Source organism: Trinickia dabaoshanensis, from assembly GCF_002879885.1.
Lineage (GTDB): Bacteria > Pseudomonadota > Gammaproteobacteria > Burkholderiales > Burkholderiaceae > Trinickia > Trinickia dabaoshanensis.
This window is the reverse complement of record NZ_PNYA01000014.1, coordinates 87,166-102,706: the sequence shown is the minus strand read 5'-3', so window position 1 is coordinate 102,706 and position 15,541 is coordinate 87,166. Positions and strand designations below refer to the sequence as shown.

16 protein-coding genes are annotated in these 15,541 nt (G+C 61.8%); 9 read left to right on the top strand and 7 right to left on the bottom strand.

Annotated features, from left to right (window positions below; all coding sequences use genetic code 11):
• Positions 1-15: 15 nt before the first annotated feature.
• Entirely contained in the window at positions 16-876 is an 861-nt protein-coding gene (locus C0Z18_RS16675) for a LysR family transcriptional regulator (RefSeq protein ID WP_102646521.1), read from the bottom strand.
• A 174-nt stretch (positions 877-1,050) separates the two neighbouring features.
• Between C0Z18_RS16675 and mdtD the strand changes: the two genes are divergently transcribed.
• On the top strand, positions 1,051-2,499 hold the full coding sequence (mdtD, locus tag C0Z18_RS16670; protein ID WP_102646520.1) for a multidrug transporter subunit MdtD: 1,449 nt from the start codon (positions 1,051-1,053) through the stop codon (positions 2,497-2,499).
• Here mdtD and C0Z18_RS16665 read toward each other — a convergent pair.
• Positions 2,467-4,437 (bottom strand): putative bifunctional diguanylate cyclase/phosphodiesterase, encoded by a 1,971-nt coding sequence (locus tag C0Z18_RS16665; protein ID WP_102646519.1) that lies wholly within the window; start codon positions 4,435-4,437, stop codon positions 2,467-2,469. The genes mdtD and C0Z18_RS16665 overlap by 33 nt on opposite strands.
• A 315-nt stretch (positions 4,438-4,752) precedes the next feature.
• Here C0Z18_RS16665 and C0Z18_RS16660 point away from each other — a divergent pair, with 315 nt between their 5' ends.
• Positions 4,753-5,271: a metal-dependent hydrolase gene (locus tag C0Z18_RS16660; protein ID WP_102646584.1), complete on the top strand. Its 519-nt coding sequence runs from the start codon at positions 4,753-4,755 to the stop codon at positions 5,269-5,271.
• A 21-nt stretch (positions 5,272-5,292) separates the two neighbouring features.
• On the opposite strand, the gene C0Z18_RS16655 is transcribed toward C0Z18_RS16660, so the two are convergent.
• Positions 5,293-6,210 carry a LysR family transcriptional regulator gene (locus C0Z18_RS16655; protein WP_102646583.1) on the bottom strand — a complete coding sequence of 306 codons (918 nt, stop codon included), beginning with the start codon at positions 6,208-6,210 and terminating at the stop codon, positions 5,293-5,295.
• A 108-nt stretch (positions 6,211-6,318) separates the two neighbouring features.
• Here C0Z18_RS16655 and C0Z18_RS16650 point away from each other — a divergent pair, with 108 nt between their 5' ends.
• Positions 6,319-7,068: an SDR family oxidoreductase gene (locus C0Z18_RS16650; RefSeq protein WP_102646518.1), complete on the top strand. Its 750-nt coding sequence runs from the start codon at positions 6,319-6,321 to the stop codon at positions 7,066-7,068.
• A gap of 38 nt (positions 7,069-7,106) precedes the next feature.
• Here C0Z18_RS16650 and C0Z18_RS16645 read toward each other — a convergent pair whose 3' ends face one another.
• Both C0Z18_RS16645 and C0Z18_RS16640 read right to left on the bottom strand, forming a co-directional pair.
• Positions 7,107-8,126, bottom strand: a complete 1,020-nt coding sequence (locus C0Z18_RS16645) for an alcohol dehydrogenase (RefSeq protein ID WP_102646517.1) — start codon at positions 8,124-8,126, stop codon at positions 7,107-7,109.
• A 173-nt stretch (positions 8,127-8,299) separates the two neighbouring features.
• Positions 8,300-8,587, bottom strand: coding sequence for a putative quinol monooxygenase (locus C0Z18_RS16640; protein WP_102646516.1), 288 nt, complete (start codon positions 8,585-8,587; stop codon positions 8,300-8,302).
• 326 nt (positions 8,588-8,913) lie between these two features.
• On the opposite strand from C0Z18_RS16640, the gene C0Z18_RS16635 reads away from it, so the two are divergent.
• On the top strand, positions 8,914-9,291 hold the full coding sequence (locus C0Z18_RS16635; RefSeq protein WP_102646515.1) for a YunG family protein: 378 nt from the start codon (positions 8,914-8,916) through the stop codon (positions 9,289-9,291).
• 66 nt (positions 9,292-9,357) lie between these two features.
• Here the strand turns inward: C0Z18_RS16635 and C0Z18_RS16630 are convergent, their stop codons facing one another.
• Positions 9,358-9,999, bottom strand: coding sequence for a LysE family translocator (locus C0Z18_RS16630; protein ID WP_102646582.1), 642 nt, complete (start codon positions 9,997-9,999; stop codon positions 9,358-9,360).
• Between the two features lie 118 nt (positions 10,000-10,117).
• Between C0Z18_RS16630 and C0Z18_RS16625 the strand changes: the two genes are divergently transcribed.
• The 5 genes from C0Z18_RS16625 (at position 10,118) to C0Z18_RS16605 (ending at position 13,965) form a co-directional block, all read left to right on the top strand.
• Positions 10,118-10,576: an Lrp/AsnC family transcriptional regulator gene (locus C0Z18_RS16625; RefSeq protein WP_102646514.1), complete on the top strand. Its 459-nt coding sequence runs from the start codon at positions 10,118-10,120 to the stop codon at positions 10,574-10,576.
• Between the two features lie 107 nt (positions 10,577-10,683).
• Positions 10,684-11,064, top strand: a complete 381-nt coding sequence (locus C0Z18_RS16620) for a thioredoxin family protein (RefSeq protein ID WP_102646513.1) — start codon at positions 10,684-10,686, stop codon at positions 11,062-11,064.
• 27 nt (positions 11,065-11,091) lie between these two features.
• Entirely contained in the window at positions 11,092-11,820 is a 729-nt protein-coding gene (locus C0Z18_RS16615; protein ID WP_102646512.1) for a cytochrome c biogenesis CcdA family protein, read from the top strand.
• 94 nt (positions 11,821-11,914) lie between these two features.
• The gene (locus C0Z18_RS16610) at positions 11,915-12,595 is read left to right on the top strand and encodes a response regulator transcription factor (RefSeq protein ID WP_102646511.1); all 681 of its coding nucleotides are present in this window, start codon (positions 11,915-11,917) and stop codon (positions 12,593-12,595) included.
• 146 nt (positions 12,596-12,741) lie between these two features.
• Positions 12,742-13,965, top strand: coding sequence for a sensor histidine kinase (locus C0Z18_RS16605; protein WP_233217347.1), 1,224 nt, complete (start codon positions 12,742-12,744; stop codon positions 13,963-13,965).
• A 9-nt stretch (positions 13,966-13,974) separates the two neighbouring features.
• Here the strand turns inward: C0Z18_RS16605 and C0Z18_RS16600 are convergent, their stop codons facing one another.
• Entirely contained in the window at positions 13,975-15,390 is a 1,416-nt protein-coding gene (locus tag C0Z18_RS16600) for a sensor domain-containing diguanylate cyclase (protein WP_102646509.1), read from the bottom strand.
• Positions 15,391-15,541 lie beyond the last annotated feature (151 nt).

Here is a 15,541-nt window from a genome sequence, read left to right as displayed (position 1 = left end):
GGCGCGCCGAATCGCTCACTCGTCGATCCAAGATCCTCGCAGGTCGCTGTCGTACAGCAGTTGCAAGAGCGTCCCCGCGGGGCGGCTGAGCCGTTTCGCCGCGAGCGCGATGAATTCGATATCGGGGAGCGTGGGCAGGCTCGGGGCATTGAGCGGTTGCGACAAACCTCGCCCCGAGAGATATTGCGCGCGCACCGTGATGCCGAGCCCGGCGCGCGCCGCCGCGATGCAGCCCGAATGACTGCTGCTCGTGCAGACGACTTGCCAACGGAAATCGGTTTGCGCGAGGGTGTCCAAGACGATCGCACGTGTCACGCTCGGCTCGGCGACCAGGATCAAGGGCAACGGCTGATCGAGATCGACGCGCGTGCCCGTGCGCCCGATCCACTCGAGCCGCCCTGTGAAGAGCGGGACGCCGCGCTTGTCGCCCACCCGCCGTTTGCCGATCAGCAGGTCGATCGACCCTGCGTCGAGCAACTCGTAAAGCCGGCCCGTCATACCGATCACGATCTCGAGTTCGACGTCGGGGTGGGCACGCCGAAACGCGGCCAACACGGTAGGCAGCGGCCCGAGCGCGATGTCGTCGGACGAACCCAGGCGCACGCGACCCTTCAGGCGCGGCCCCCGAAACTGAGATTCGGCCCGCTCGAGCGCCTGCAAGATGACACCGGCATGCGCGAGCATGGCTTCGCCATCCGCCGTCATGGCGAGCGAGTGCGTGTCGCGCACGAAGAGTCTGCGCCCGACGGCGTCTTCCAGCCGGCGGATATGTTCGCTGACGCTCGATTGCGTCAACCCCAATTGCCGCGCGGCCTCGGTGAAGCTATGGCAGGCCGAAACCGTTGCAAACGTCTTGAGCCAGACAGGATTGAGCATGGTCGGTAGTGGTCATCGGCAATTCCGATAACAGTCAATGTCGTTAGTGGGGTTCGCGATTGAAACCGATTCCAATATCATATTCCGGTTCCCAGTCATGGCGTCGAGCGCGTGGGTCGTGCCGGTCGGAAAGCCTTGCCGGCTCGGCCCCTCCACTCGCTCGAGAGAGTAAAGATGAGCAAGGATTCGACCCATACCGCGTTGCTTTGGATCGTCGCCGCGGGCTTTTTCATGCAGGCGCTCGACACGACGATCGTCAATACCGCGCTGCCCTCGATCGCGCATAGCCTGAACGTGCAGCCGCTTGCCATGCAGTGGGCCATCGTCGCTTATACGTTGACGATGGCCATGCTCACCCCTGCCTCGGGCTGGCTCGCCGACCGATTCGGCACCCGTCGCGTCTATTTCGGCGCGATTCTGATCTTCGTGCTGGGCTCGCTCAGTTGCGCGGGCGCGCATACGCTGCAGCAACTCGTCATCGCGCGCGTGCTGCAAGGTATCGGCGGATCGATGTTGCTGCCGATCGGGCGGCTCGCGGTGTTGCGCAGCGTCAGCAGCGAGCAATACGTCTCGGCGCTGGCGCTCATTTCGGTGGCGGGCCAGGTCGGCCCCATCGTTGGGCCGACGCTCGGCGGCTGGTTCGTCGAAGCGATCTCGTGGCACTGGATCTTCTTGATCAACGTGCCGATCGGCCTGGCGGGACTCGTTGCCGTGCATCGCTATTTGCCGCGCGTCACCGGCAGCAGCGCGCCGCCGTTCGATCTCGGCGGATGTGCGTTGCTCTCGTTATGCATGATCGCGTTTTCGCTTGCCGTCGACGCGCCCGCGCAATCGCACCGCGCGGCGTGGTCGGTTGCGCTTTTCGCGATCGGCTTGCTTGCCGCGCTCGCTTACGTGCCTTACGCGCGCCGCCGGCGCAATCCGCTGTTCAAGCTGTCTCTGTTCCGAGAGCCGAACTTCAGCGTGGGCTTGATCGGCAACTTGGTGTCGCGCATCGGATCGAGTGCCGTTCCCTTCCTCGTTCCGCTGCTCTTGCAACTCCAACTCGGCTATGCGCCGTTGCAGTCCGGATTGATGATGCTGCCGGCCGCGCTCGCGGGAACGGTGGCCAAACGTTGGATCGCGCCGTTGGTTCGCCGGTACGGGTACGACACGTTCTTGCTGGCGAATACATCGATCGTCGGCGGTGCGATCGTCGCGTTCGCTTTGATTACGCGCACCACGCCGGCAATCGTGACGATCGTCGTGCTGTCCGTTTTCGGGGCGGCCAACTCGATGCAGTTCGCCGCCATGAACAGCGTGACGCTCAAAGGGCTATCGCACGAGGATGCCGGCGGTGGCAATAGCCTCTTTTCGATGGTCCAAATGCTGGCGATGGGCCTCGGGGTATCGATCGGCGGCACGCTGGTGAAGCTCTTTTCCGATCACGCCGGGTCGAGCATCTTCGGCTTTCGCATGAGCTTTATTTGTGTCGGCGGGATCACGCTTTTAGCGGCGCTCATCTTCCGCCGGATTGAAGATGCGTCGCCGGCCGTTGCCGCGCCGGCCGTTGCCGCGCCGGCCGCTCCCGCGCCGGCAACGGCCGGCGAGTTAGCCGACGCAACCGGAGGCGGGAAAGGGTAGCTTTAGGTTTGGGTGCCGGACGGCGCAGTCATCCATCGCGGCTGGCTTGCCGAAGTGATACCCCTGCATGAAGTTGCAGCCCAATTCGGCGAGCGCGGCGGCTTGCCGCTCGGTTTCCACGCCTTCGATGACACAACTGAGCGAGAGGTTGCGGCAAAGCTCGACGATCGTGCGCACGATGCCTTGCGCGAGCCTATCGCGCTCGATATCGCCGACGAATGTGCGATCGACCTTCACGCTGTTCAGCGGCAACTGATGGATACAGTGCAGACTCGAATAGCCGGTGCCGAAGTCGTCGAGGGCGATCTTCGCGCCGAGCGCGCTCAGTCGCGATAACGCCTCGCGGCCCTTCGCGAAATCTTCGATGATGGCGGTTTCCGTGACCTCGAACGTCAGCCGGCTCGTATCGACGCCGCTTTGCAACACGATTTGACGGATGCATTCGACCGCATCGGGCGAGGCGATGTCGCGTGCCGATAGATTGAACGACACGCCGATACGCGGATCGCTTTTTTCCATGAAAGCGAGTGCTTTATGCAGGAGCACCGCGGTCAGTTCGTGGATCAGATCGCTCTTTTCCGCGACACGAATGAAGACGTCGGGCGCGATCTTGCCAAGAGTAGGACTGTGCCAACGCGCGAGCGATTCGTACGAGACGACTTCTCCGGTCGCGACGTTCAGGATCGGCTGGAAGTGCAAATTCATCTCGCGCTCGAGATCGGCTTGCCGCAAGGCTTGCTCGATACTACCGAGGTGCCGGATCGTGCTTTCGTGTTGCTCCGAGAAGATCGTCGCCTGTCCGCGGCGGTGCGCCTTTGCATGGTAGAGCGCGTAGTCCGCGCGCTCGAACAGTTGTTCGGCGGTGCGGCCGGCTTCGGGAAAGAGTGCGATGCCTATCGTGGCGGAGATTCGCATGGTCGTTTCCGACAACGCGTACGGCTTGCGCAGGGCGTCGCATAGCGCCGAGCTGATCGAGAGCAGCGCGTCGCTCGAGCAGACGCGCGCGAACAGCAATCCGAATTCGTCTCCGCCGAGCCGCGCGATCTGCAAGTCGTCGCTCACGAACGCGGCGAGCCGCTGGCCGACTTCGCGCAGGAGGCTGTCGCCCGCCCGGTGGCCGTGAAGGTCGTTGACCTGCTTGAAGCCATCGAGATCGACGATGCCGACGGCGAAGCGCGTTTCGTCCAAACGTTCGTCGGCGAAATGCTTGCCGAGCAGAGCCAGGAAGTGGCGCCGGTTCGGCAGTGCCGTCAGGCTGTCGATATTCGCCAATCGCTGGTTTTCGCTGTTCAGCGCGAGCAACTGTTGCTGCTTGTCCTCGAGCACCTTCTTGGCGTTCACGAGATCGGCGAAGTCGCGGTAGTAGGTCAGCAAGACCTTGACCATGGTGACCGTGACGAGCACCACGTTCATCGCGATCGCCATCAGCACCGTGTTGGCCGTCAGGGAGAAAAAGACGACGAACGGGCCCAGGACGATGGCCGTGAGCAGCAGGGCGGCCATGCGCATATGCATCAAACAAAAGATGCAGGCGATGACCGTGATCGACATGTAAAACGCTACGTGCGAACGCTCATAGGCGCCGCCGTACGGATACAGACTCAGGCCCCAGAAAGTGAAAGCCATGCCGAAGAGCACGACCAAAATCACCGTGTTGCGCATCCGCACTGCGATCTGGCCGTCCGTCAGCACCGTGCCCAATGCGCGGCGCCGCGCCCATACGAGCAAGCGCAGCGTGCAGCCGGCGCACAGAATCGACGGAATGACCTTGCTCATGAAGACCGGTGCGGTCTCGACGTGCGTGTACGCCACGGCGATGCTGTTGACCATCAACGTGAAGTAAAGCAGCGGCAACTGTCTTGAGAACGCCTCGAACTGGCTACGCATCAATGCGATGTTCGCTGCGTCGCTACGCTTGAATAAGTTGATCGATCGCATTTAAGACGGATAGTTCGGGTCGATATGGATCCGCTCGAGCGAAATGTCCCTGTCCTTGTTTACGGGCGATGCGGGGAATTCTGAAGTCGGAAACGCCTCGGCGCTATCTCCAAAACCCTTGCTTGCCGGCCGCGAATTTGATGCATAACGTCATACGAATACAGGGACAATTGCACGGGCGATCCCCATTCGGCGTGTGGGTTGCAGGCCGAGGCGCCGCGAGTGCGCGGCGCGCAAGAGGCGCCATGTGAAGCGCATCGTTCTGCGACAATACCGTCCCCTTTGTTTTCTTGGCATCGCCAACGCATTGACGATATGGCATCGAATAGCGCACATCACGCCACCGGTTGGGCCGCGGGATTGATCGCGGCCGCGCTCGTCGTGCAAGCCGGTGCGGCCGGACCGTGGCATCTCGGCGGGCTTGCCGCGTTCGTGGCCGGGGTGGCGGGCGGCACTGCGCCCGATTGGATGGAGGTAGCGTGGTGGAGCCGGGCGCGACGGCTATGGATCACGCATCGCACCGCGACGCATTGGGGATTGGGTTGGATCGCGGCGGTCGTCTTGGCGTACGCTTCGCTTCATCACGCGAGGCCGTACACCACCGCATTGTTCGGCTTCGCTTGCGGGGGCGTGATGCACTTGCTCGCGGATTGGCCGAATCCCCTCGGCGTGCCGTGGATATGGAAGCGGCATTCGCTGAATTTGTGGAAGAGCGGGCGGTGCGATTTGCTCGTCGTGGCGCTGGCTTGGGCCGCGGCATGCTGGATCGCGAGGCCGCTATGGATGGAGCGTGTCGAGCGTTTGACGCATTGGTTGCATGCTGTCGTTCGCTGACACCGGCGGCTTCCGCGCGCTTCAAGCGAAGGCATCGATTCCTCTGACGATGCGCTTCGCAAGCCGCGGTTGTTGTACCTGATCGATCCACCATTGCAATGCGCGGCCGTCTCTATCGCTGCGCCACGCCGCATACAAGGTATTCGGTTCGCGCGGGTCGGCCGTTTTCAGCTCCACGAGTTCGCCGCGCTCGAGCAGCGACGCCACGCGATGTCGCGGCAACCAGCCGGCGCCCAGTGCATTGCGCTGCGCGGCGATTTTCGCTTGCATGCTCGGGACGGCTAGCGCGGCCTGCCCACCCAATACGCCGTATGCACGTCCGAACGTGGCGCGCGACGTATCGGCGACGACCACAGCCCGATGGGCGGCGATGCGCTCGCGGGACAACGGCGCCTGCTCTCGCGCGAGCGGATGCCGCGGCGACACCGCAAACACCCATTCCATGGCCCCGAGTTCGATCCAGCGCAGATGGGCGATGGTCGGCGGATCGTTGGTGGCGCCGATCACTAGATCGGCGCGGCCGTCGCGCAGCGCTTCCCATGTGCCGCCCAGCACCTCGTGCGTGACGCGCAAGGTCACACCCGAATCGAGCGCGTCGAACGAACGAATAACCGGCAACAGCAATTCGAATTCGATGAGTTCATCGGTCACGATCCAGAAGCGGTCTTCCCATCCGCTGGCGACCTGGCGTACGCGGCGCGCTAGGCGGCCGACGTCTTCTATCAGGCGCGCGGCGTCGTCCGCCAGCAACTGGCCGGCGGGCGTGAGCCGCAACCGGTAGCCGCGGCGGTCGAACAATAGGGCATCGAAGCGCGTCTCCAACTGCCGCGCCGCATGCGACACCGTCGAAGGGGCCTTGCCGAGCCGAGCGGCCGCGCGCGACAGGCTCCCCGTGGACCGGATCGCTTCCAGCAGCATCAATTCGTCTTCCGACAACATGTTCGATTCCTTCGAACGAGTGCGTCGACAAGATCGTACGGCATAGACGCCGAACGCGTCCATCATGAATTCAACGTCGTCGAACGACATTTTTTGGTGGAGAGAATCATGAATCGCTTTTCGGGAAAAACGGTATTGGTTACGGGCGGAAGCAGCGGCATCGGCTTCGCGGCCGCTCAGGCGTTCATCGCCGAGGGTGCACGCGTCGTCATCACGGGCCGCGATGCGCAAGCACTCGATCGGGCAAAGGCCGAACTGGGCTCGATGGCGCTTAGCGTGCGTAACGAAACAGGCACGGCAGCCGCCGCAAGGGAACTCGCAGCCGCGTTGGAAGAAGCGGGCGTGCGGTTGGATGCGGTTTTCTTCAATGCCGGCGTGGCGAAGTTCGCATCGCTTGCGCAAGCCGACGAGGCGCTTTGGGACTTGATCTTCGACAGCAACGTGAAGGGCGTCTTCTTTCAACTGCAAGCGCTCTCGCCGCTGCTGAATCAAGGGGCGTCGATCGTGCTGAACGGCTCGATCAATGCGCATATCGGCATGCCGAACACAGCGATCTACGGCGCGAGCAAGGCGGCCTTGATTTCGTTTGCGAAGACGCTGTCAGCCGAGCTTTTGCCGCGCGGCGTGCGGGTGAACGTCGTGAGCCCCGGCCCGGTGACGACCCCGCTCTACGGCAAGCTCGGCCTGCAAGCCGATCAGGTTGCCGCCGCAGCGGAAAGCATCCGCGGCCAGGTGCCCGCAGGCCGCTTCGGCGAGCCGAGGGAAGTCGCCGCGACCGTGCTGCATCTGGCATCGAGCGAGTCGGCTTTCATCGTCGGCACCGAAATCGTCATCGACGGCGGAATGAGTCAGCTATAACGGGGCGAACGCTCCCCGGCGCGGTCGGAGTGGCGGGCTCACTTACCCGGTGTCAGCACGACCCGGAAGCGTGCCTTGCCGCTCATCATCCGATCGTAAGCCTCGGCCGCACGCGAGAGCGGGTAGGGCTCGATCATCGGCCTCACACCCGTCAAGGCGCTGAATGCGAGCGTGTCCTGCGAGTCGGCCGAGGTGCCCGAGGGCCAGCCTTGAACGGATTGGCGCCCCATGATGAATTGCGTGATCGGGACCTCGACGGGTTCTTCGGAAACGCCGACCATGATCAGCTTGCCGTTCAAGCCGAGACCGCCGATCGCGGCCGTCATGGCCTTGCCGCTGGTCGCGGTGGCCAGGATCACACGTGCGCCGCCGAGCGCTTGCAACGCTTGCGCGACGTCTTGCGCCGCGCTGTCGATGTAGTGGTGCGCGCCGAGTTCTTTCGCGAGCGGGGCTTTGTCTTGCCCGCGCGCGATCGCTACCGTCCGATAGCCCATCTTGCTCGCATACTGCACGCCGAGGTGGCCGAGACCGCCAATGCCGAGAATGGCAACCACGTCGCCCGCGTGCGCGCCGCTGTGCCGCAACGCGTTGAACGTCGTGATGCCGGCACACAGGAGAGGGGCCGCATCGATATCGGAAAGATCGTCGGGCATGCGCGCCAACGCTTCCTGCGGCGCCACCATGTACTCGGCGTAGCCGCCGTCGTAGCTGATGCCGGGGATTTGGCCGTTTTTGCAAAGCACGAAATCGCCGTGCCGGCAGTGCTCGCAGTGACCGCAATGCCCACCGTGCCAACCCACGCCCACGCGCTGTCCCACTCGCCAATCGTCGACGCGGGCACCGAGCTTATCGATGACGCCCGCGACTTCATGGCCCGGCACGCGCGGAAACTGCAACCCCGGCCACATGCCTTCCTTCGTCAGCGAATCGCTATGGCAGATGCCGCAGGCTTGGACCTTGACTAAGACATGGCCGTCCGGCGGCTCGGGTACCTCGCGTTCCACGAGTTCGAACGGTCCGCCCGCACTCGTTACCTGCACGGCTTTCATCGTACGCATCGTTGGCTCCTGAATGAGTGGCCGAACCCGATTCCGGCGTTGTCCGGATCATGTGAGAGTCGCGGAGGGCGACCCTTGATGACTATAGGACGCGCGATGGGTTTATGCAGGAACAGCAAATGCGATGCCGAAACTCACCGCCGGGGGCGTGGAACGAGCCGCCGCCGCTCGAGCTAGACAGGCATCAACTTGAGCAGCTTGGCCGGACCGGCGCGAAAGGCCTTGTTCTTCTCCGCCGCCTCGGTCATGTGCGGCGCGACGCTGTGCGCTGCGAGCGCATCTTCCGACGCCCACTGTTCGGTTATCACGAATTGCTCGTCGTTGCCCTGCACGCGATGAAGCTCGTATTCGATGCATCCAGCCTCGGCTCGAACCAAGGGGGCGATTGCGCGAAACGCCTCGATTTGCTGTTGCGATTTACCGGCTTGCACTTCGATTAAGACAACCAACGATACGCTCATGACAGGCCTCAATTTTCTGATTTGCATTCGGGCCTTCGATCATGCCATATGGAATCGCGTACTTGCTCGTGGCGATCTTGGGTCTTCGAATGCTCGAAAACTGGATTGACGACATTACTCATTGCAGGCACACTCGTTCCCCATGCATTCGCTCTCGCTCTCCACCGCCTTGCACCATCATTGGCACACCCACTTGGGGTTGCGGCCGGGAGCGTGCGTGCGTTAAAAGTTTGCAGCGCCCCGTGTTACGAAGCCCCGCCGATCCCGACGGGGCTTTTGTTTTTTGGCTTACCCCGTACGTTGTCGGCTCAACCTGAGATGAAACCATGACGTCGCTTAAAACGAGTAAGTTCGCAACGCCCATCGACTTATACCGAGTCATTTCCCGCGTATGGTCGGGTGACACGTCGAGCCCGACCGATGCATGGTCGCCTTCGAATCCGGCACAAAATCACTGCAGTATTACCGCGCTGGTCGTGCAAGCCTATTTCGGCGGCGACATTCTGTGCACCCGGACCGTGGGCGGAACGCATTTCTACAATCTTATCGACGGAAAAAAGTGGGACATCACGGTGAGCCAATTCAAGGAGCCGATCCCCTACGACGATACGGCCTCGAGCCGCGAATCGGCGCTGGCCGATACGTCGCCCGAGAAATATGCGTTGCTGACGTCGAGGCTCGAGGCTGAGATGAATCGGGTTTGACCGCACCAGCGTCGATCCAAGGCATTCGCCTGGAGCGCCGCTGGACGGTTTTGCCGCGTGCGGCGGCTAAATGAGGTACCGCACGCCGGCGATCAATTGAACTGCCCCGAACACGCCGATGACTAGCGCCGACGCTCGGGCGATACCGTGCATGAATGAAGTGGGCATTTTCTTGCCGAGGGCGGCGCTCGCACCGCTCAAACAGAGCCACCAGGCGGCCGAGCCCGCGAATACACCTGCCACCATGGGTCCGACCGTCAACCACCGCGAACCGCCCGCGGCACCGGATGGAGTCGCCATCGGCCCTAGCGCGGCGAATATGCCGATGAATGCAATGATCGTCATCGGGTTCGACAGCGTTAGCCCGAACGTCGTCAAGAACGCGCGCGCCGTCGAGGCGCGAGGTACGGCGGCATCCGCATCTTGCGCGACGGGTTTTTCACGCGCGATCGAGAACGCTAGCCACAGCAGGAACGCGCCTCCCGCGATTTTGAGGACGGTGCTCAGCCCAGGCAGGGCCGTCGCGATGCCGGCGATTCCGAGCGCGCCGAGCAAGCCGTAGATGGCGTCCGCGCACGCGGCGCCCAAGCCCGTCGCGAAGCCGTAGCGAAAGCCTCGGCTGAGGCTGCGCTGAATACACAGCATGCCGATCGGCCCGACCGGCGCCGCGATGGATAGACCGATCGTCATGGATTTGAGGAACAGCATGTCCGATGTCGCCTCGTGATGGAGTTGGATACCAGACTCGATCGTAGGCGTATCGGCGTCGACGCAACAGGCGTTTTTTAAGGGAGAATGTGCCATCGACCTTAAAAACTTCAGCGCAATGGACGATCTCGATTGGAAGCTACTGTCGCTATTGCAAGACAATGGCCGAATGACTTATACCGAGCTGGCGCGCCAAGTCGCTTTGTCGGTGCCGGCGGTGATCGAGCGCGTCAGGCGGCTCGAAGAAGCGGGCGTCATCGAGGGCTATGCCGCGCGCGTCAATCCGGCCGCCGCGGGCTATCTGGTGACGGCATTGATTGCGATCACGGTGCAGCAGCCCGCTAAAACGAAGTTCTTGAAGCTGCTCGAGACGATCCCGGAGGTGCTCGAGTGCCACCACGTGACGGGCGCGGACTCGTACATCATGCAATTGGTCGCCGTCAGCATGGCGGATCTCGAACGGCTGATCGGCCGCATCAATCTTTACGGCGAGACGCGCACCTCGATCGTCATGTCCACGCCGCTGCCCGAGCGGCCGTTGAAGCAGCCGCCCGCCGGCGCGAAAAAGAGCCGATAGGCGGCCAATTTCCTTACTTTTTGTTCACGAAAGCTTCAGTTGATCCCTGAAAAGTCCGGCTGGTAGTCTTGCGCAACTCGTCGCGAGACGACTCAAAGGAGAATCTCATGAAGGCCCGGCAAGTTCTTATCGGCGCACTGCTATCGGCGATGAGCCTGACAGCATTCGCGCAAGTGATCCATTTCGACGCGCGAACCTATGAGGATCTTCGCCGCAAGGGCGAACCGTTCATCGTCCATACCGATGCCGGTTGGTGCCCGATCTGTAGAAAGCAGAAAGATTTATTGAGTACGATCGAGCAAGAACCGCGTTTCAAGCGCCTACCAGTCCTGGTCGTCGACGTAGATGCGGACAAAGACATCATGAAAACCCTCGATCTATCGAAACGTAGCCTTTTCGTCGCCTATCGAGGCCAAGTCGAACTGGGGCGCTCGCTGGCGGATACCGACAAGGATTCGATAGAGGCATTGTTCGCTAAAGCACTGTGACGCAGCTTCTGTCGCGAAGGGATAGTCATGGGCTTCGGGCTTGCAACTTATGTGTTCGGGTACTTGTCGGGTGTCATCTCCACGCTTTCTCCATGCGTGTTGCCCTTGCTGCCGATCGTGCTCGGCGGCGCGGCCGCGTCGAATCGGCTCGGGCCGCTAGCATTGACGGCGGGCGTCATGCTCTCCTTCACGGCGGCGGGCACCTTCCTCGCGAGCGTCGGCACGATGCTCGGCTTCAGCGAAAGTGCGTTCCGCTATGGTGCCGCGATCTTGTTGCTGGCGGCCGGAGCCATTTTGCTGGTACCGGCACTTTCTCGGCGTTTTGCATCGCTCGCGAGCGGCGTATCGACGGGCGGTCAAATTTTTCTTCAGCGGATGGAGCTCCGCGGTATCGGCGGCCAGTTCGTGATCGGTTTGACATTGGGTGCGGTATGGAGTCCTTGTGTCGGGCCTACGCTAGGCGGTGCGATCGCTCTCGCCGCGCGCGGCAAAGACTTGGTTGAAACGTCGATGCTCATGGCGATCTACGCCTTGGGCGCCGGTACGCCGATGCTGCTGCTGGGCTTGGCGTCACGTGCGGCGGCGGCCCGATGGCGCGGTGGTTTGGCGCTGGCCGGCAAGCATGGAAAGTACTTGCTTGGGGGTTCGCTGTTGTTGCTCGGGGTACTGACGCTAAGCGGTCTCGACAAGGCCGTCGAAGCTTGGGCGGTCGATAGTTCGCCTCCATGGCTGCTCGACTTGACCACTCGTATCTGAGCGTATCGCTCTCGGGGAAAACCGTTCTCGCATCGCGTAGCACTGCCACAGGTATGCTTGCGTTTTAAAGGGACGGGGATCAGGACCACGTACGATGCGCATTCTGATTGTCGAAGACGAAGAGAAACTTGCTCTCGCTTTGAAAGAGAGCCTCGAGTTCGAGCGGTATGCCGTGGAAATCGCCCATACGGGCGAGGAAGCCTTCTTTCTGGTGAACGAGCGGCAATTCGACTTGATCGTGCTCGATCTCATGCTGCCGGGCCGAGACGGCATTTACGTGTTATCGACGCTAAGGAGGCTTAAGCTACAGACGCCGGTCATCATCCTTACGGCGAAGGATACCGTCGAGGACCGTGTGCTGGGCCTGGATAGCGGTGGCGACGACTACCTCGTCAAGCCGTTCGCGGTACCGGAGTTGCTTGCCCGCATCCGTGCTTTGCTAAGGCGGGGACGCGGCGAAAATGCGACTACGCTGCGGCTTGCCGGCCTTGAAGTGGATTTGCTGACGCGTAGCGTCGCGCGCGACGATCGCCCGATCGAGTTGACCACGAAAGAGTTTGAAATCATCGAATATCTGCTGCGGCGCGAGGGCACCATTGTCACGCGGGAGATGTTGGCGCGCGACATTTGGAAAGTGTCGGCCAGAGCAGTGCCGTTGGATAACGTCATCGACGTTCATATGGCGAGGCTGCGAAAAAAAATCGATCAGGGTTTCGCATTCCCGATCGTTCAAACCATTCGCGGTGTCGGGTTCATCGCGCGGGAGCCTGACTGATGAGGTTTTTCGCCGGAAGCGTCCGTTGGCGTCTGACGTGTTGGTATTCACTGTCCATCTCATTCATTTATCTGGTGTTTGCCTGCTGCGTCTTCGTGACGTTTCGCTACGGCTGCATCGCCGAATCGAGGGCGCGGTTGGACGCCATGCTTTTGTCGGTGACGAATGCGGTGGTGCAAACGCCGAGCAGTCTTGTGTCGGCCGAACAAGCGTTGCCGGCGATAAGCTTTTACGTCGCGACTGATCGCCGGCCGGTTTATACGAGCGCGGCTTGGACGAGGGCGGCAATCTTGGCCCCGGTACGCGCCGATTCGCGCGGGTACGCTGTTCGCGCCTCCTCGAGCGGTCGGCACTATGCTTTGCGCGAGGCCGCTGTCCCGTTCGAGGGCCGATCGTTGAGAATCGGGGTAGCGGAAGATAACGAACAGACGGTTCAAAACCTGCGTAGGCTGCTATGGGTGTTGTCGTTGTCCGTTCCCGGCATTTTGCTCGTTAGCTTTTCCGGAGGCTATTTCCTAGCGGGGCGGTTTCTCTCGCCGATCGACGACATGGCGCGCAAAGCTCAAGCGATTTCAGCCGATCGTCTGTCCGAGCGGTTAACCGTTGGGCAGCAACGAGATGAATTCGATCGTCTGGCGCGCGTATTCAACGAGACCTTCGATCGGCTCGAGGGCTCGTTTGAAAACTTGCGGCGATTCACGGCCGATGCTTCCCACGAGCTTCGTACGCCATTGGCCGTCATCAGAACGCTCGGTGACAACGCCATGAGTGGTCCGTACGATGCCGCGCGTTATGAAGACGCGATGGGTAGCATTCTGGAGGAAACGGAGCGTATGACTCGCCTGCTGGAGGGCCTGCTCACGTTGACCCGGGCCGAGTCGCCGCATCGGCCGCGAGACCTTGCGGCGGTCCGGCTCGCGGAGGTCTCGCGCGGGGTCGTGGATTGTCTGCGCGTGTTGGCGGAGGAGAAGGAACAAACGCTCGTCTTTCATGAGCAAGCCGACCTGAATGTCATGCTGGACAAACCGATGTTCGAACAAGCCCTCATCAATCTCATTGGCAATGCCATCGCGTACACACCGGCGCAAGGAGAGATCGAGGTGCGCGTGCTGCGCTGTCCCGGTGAGCAGGCGCTCGTCGAAGTGCACGACAACGGTCCCGGTATCGCTTTTGAGCACCGCGAAAGAATCTTCGAACGGTTTTATCGAATCGATGAGGGTCGTTCGCGGGCCACGCGCGGTTCCGGGCTCGGGCTGGCCATCGCCCGATGGGCGATTGGGCTCAGCGGGGGCACGTTGGAGTACGAGCCGAAGCAAGGCAAGGGCAGCATCTTTCGTATTTCGCTGCCTCGCGGCGCGATCGTCTGCTAGACGCTCGCTTTAACTGGAATAGATGGCGCTAGGCTCACTGAATGCAGTCTTCGGCCCAGGTGATACCTCGCCCTCCACCCGATTTCTGCCCAACGTCTTGGCCCGGTAAAGCGCCGCATCGGCACTGGCCAGCAAGTCGGCGGGGCGACTGTCGAGACCCGAATCGCTCGATGCTTGACCGACGGAGATCGTCACATAGGGCATACCGGGCGTCGGCGCGGCCATTTCCAAGTCGACAACGGCTTGCCGCAGGCGTTCGGCTGTGACCAAGCCAGCGTGTGCGCCGCAACCCGGAAGCACGACGACGAACTCCTCCCCGCCATAGCGGGCAACGAATTCGGTTCGATGCGTCAATGCCGCATCGAGCGTTCGCGCGATTCGGCGTAAGCATTCGTCTCCGGCAAGATGACCGAATGCGTCGTTGAAATGCTTGAAATGATCGACGTCGACCAAAAGGATCGTCAGCGCGGACGCGCGATCCATAGCTTGTGCCAATTCGCTTGCATAACGTTCGTCGAAATGCGCGCGATTGAAGACACCCGTTAAACCGTCTCTCACCGAAAACGCCTTGAGCGCCCGGTGCGCATCGGCGAGTTTCGAATACGTGCGGCTCGTCTCGTACATCAGCATCCCGAGTAACGCGCTGGCCGAGACCATCGAGGCGATACGAGCCGCGTACCAACCCACGCTATAACGCGCTCCCGCCCCGAGCGTCAACGCCACGTCGGCCAGTCCCGCAAAAAGCGCGACGGCAAGCCAAAGATCCATCAACGTCCGCAGCCGAGTCGCCGAAATATGAATGCATAAAGCCGCGAAACATAGAGCGGCCACGACAAGCGTGGCGGGATTCACCGACAAGTGCCGATAGGCTCCAGCGTTTGCGACGAGGTCCGGCAGTGTCGCTCGCTCGGCAATGGCCCATTGGCACAGGGCGGCGGACAACACGATTGCGCCAACGATCGTGACGACGCCGAAAAAGCACCGGCGCGCCGCAAGTTGAACGGGCGGCCGTGTTCGCGCCGCGAGGGCCGCGGTCACGAGGCATGCGAAAGCGCCGCGCCAAAACAGCCAAATCCAAATGGCCGTTTGCGATCCGTCGCTGCGCGAGGAAACGGTAACGAACACGCCTGGGTACACGGCCAAATGAAACGCCGCCGCGACGGTCGTGAAAGCGTACGCGCTCGCCAATATGGCGAAATAGAACCGCCCGCAAGCGCGGTATTGCGTCCACAGTAGAAACGCCGTCAATCCTTCGGTCAGCGCGACCGATGTCGCGAAGATGGGTATGAACGGGCGCAACACGGCGGCTTGCGTTGTCAAGTGCGACCAAGCCGCGAGTACGACGCATACGAGCGCGATGGCGCCGGCCGCGGCCGCCCAGCGGTGACGGCGCTCGACGGGTACTTGGATAAGCGTTGCTTCCATTGTCGAATCTTGCCTAATCGGCGCACGCCGTATCGATATCGAAACAGCGAAGCGTCGCGGCTCCAAGCGTGATTAACTAGCTTTCGAATTGATTACACGCGCCGAGCGCGACGATTTCCCTGGTCAACGGCATGTTTTGAAAAAACTGAAG

What these genes read in the sequence shown, in the direction of transcription:
- C0Z18_RS16605 (WP_233217347.1), top strand. Translation starts at nt 12,742, where the DNA reads ATGCTTTTGTCGGTGACGAATGCGGTGGTGCAAACGCCGAGCAGTCTT.
- C0Z18_RS16665 (WP_102646519.1), bottom strand. Translation starts at nt 4,437, where the DNA reads ATGCGATCGATCAACTTATTCAAGCGTAGCGACGCAGCGAACATCGCA.
- C0Z18_RS16660 (WP_102646584.1), top strand. Translation starts at nt 4,753, where the DNA reads ATGGCATCGAATAGCGCACATCACGCCACCGGTTGGGCCGCGGGATTG.
- C0Z18_RS16610 (WP_102646511.1), top strand. Translation starts at nt 11,915, where the DNA reads ATGCGCATTCTGATTGTCGAAGACGAAGAGAAACTTGCTCTCGCTTTG.
- C0Z18_RS16615 (WP_102646512.1), top strand. Translation starts at nt 11,092, where the DNA reads ATGGGCTTCGGGCTTGCAACTTATGTGTTCGGGTACTTGTCGGGTGTC.
- mdtD (WP_102646520.1), top strand. Translation starts at nt 1,051, where the DNA reads ATGAGCAAGGATTCGACCCATACCGCGTTGCTTTGGATCGTCGCCGCG.
- C0Z18_RS16625 (WP_102646514.1), top strand. Translation starts at nt 10,118, where the DNA reads ATGGACGATCTCGATTGGAAGCTACTGTCGCTATTGCAAGACAATGGC.
- C0Z18_RS16675 (WP_102646521.1), bottom strand. Translation starts at nt 876, where the DNA reads ATGCTCAATCCTGTCTGGCTCAAGACGTTTGCAACGGTTTCGGCCTGC.
- C0Z18_RS16640 (WP_102646516.1), bottom strand. Translation starts at nt 8,587, where the DNA reads ATGAGCGTATCGTTGGTTGTCTTAATCGAAGTGCAAGCCGGTAAATCG.
- C0Z18_RS16655 (WP_102646583.1), bottom strand. Translation starts at nt 6,210, where the DNA reads ATGTTGTCGGAAGACGAATTGATGCTGCTGGAAGCGATCCGGTCCACG.
- C0Z18_RS16650 (WP_102646518.1), top strand. Translation starts at nt 6,319, where the DNA reads ATGAATCGCTTTTCGGGAAAAACGGTATTGGTTACGGGCGGAAGCAGC.
- C0Z18_RS16600 (WP_102646509.1), bottom strand. Translation starts at nt 15,390, where the DNA reads ATGGAAGCAACGCTTATCCAAGTACCCGTCGAGCGCCGTCACCGCTGG.
- C0Z18_RS16645 (WP_102646517.1), bottom strand. Translation starts at nt 8,126, where the DNA reads ATGCGTACGATGAAAGCCGTGCAGGTAACGAGTGCGGGCGGACCGTTC.
- C0Z18_RS16630 (WP_102646582.1), bottom strand. Translation starts at nt 9,999, where the DNA reads ATGCTGTTCCTCAAATCCATGACGATCGGTCTATCCATCGCGGCGCCG.
- C0Z18_RS16620 (WP_102646513.1), top strand. Translation starts at nt 10,684, where the DNA reads ATGAAGGCCCGGCAAGTTCTTATCGGCGCACTGCTATCGGCGATGAGC.
- C0Z18_RS16635 (WP_102646515.1), top strand. Translation starts at nt 8,914, where the DNA reads ATGACGTCGCTTAAAACGAGTAAGTTCGCAACGCCCATCGACTTATAC.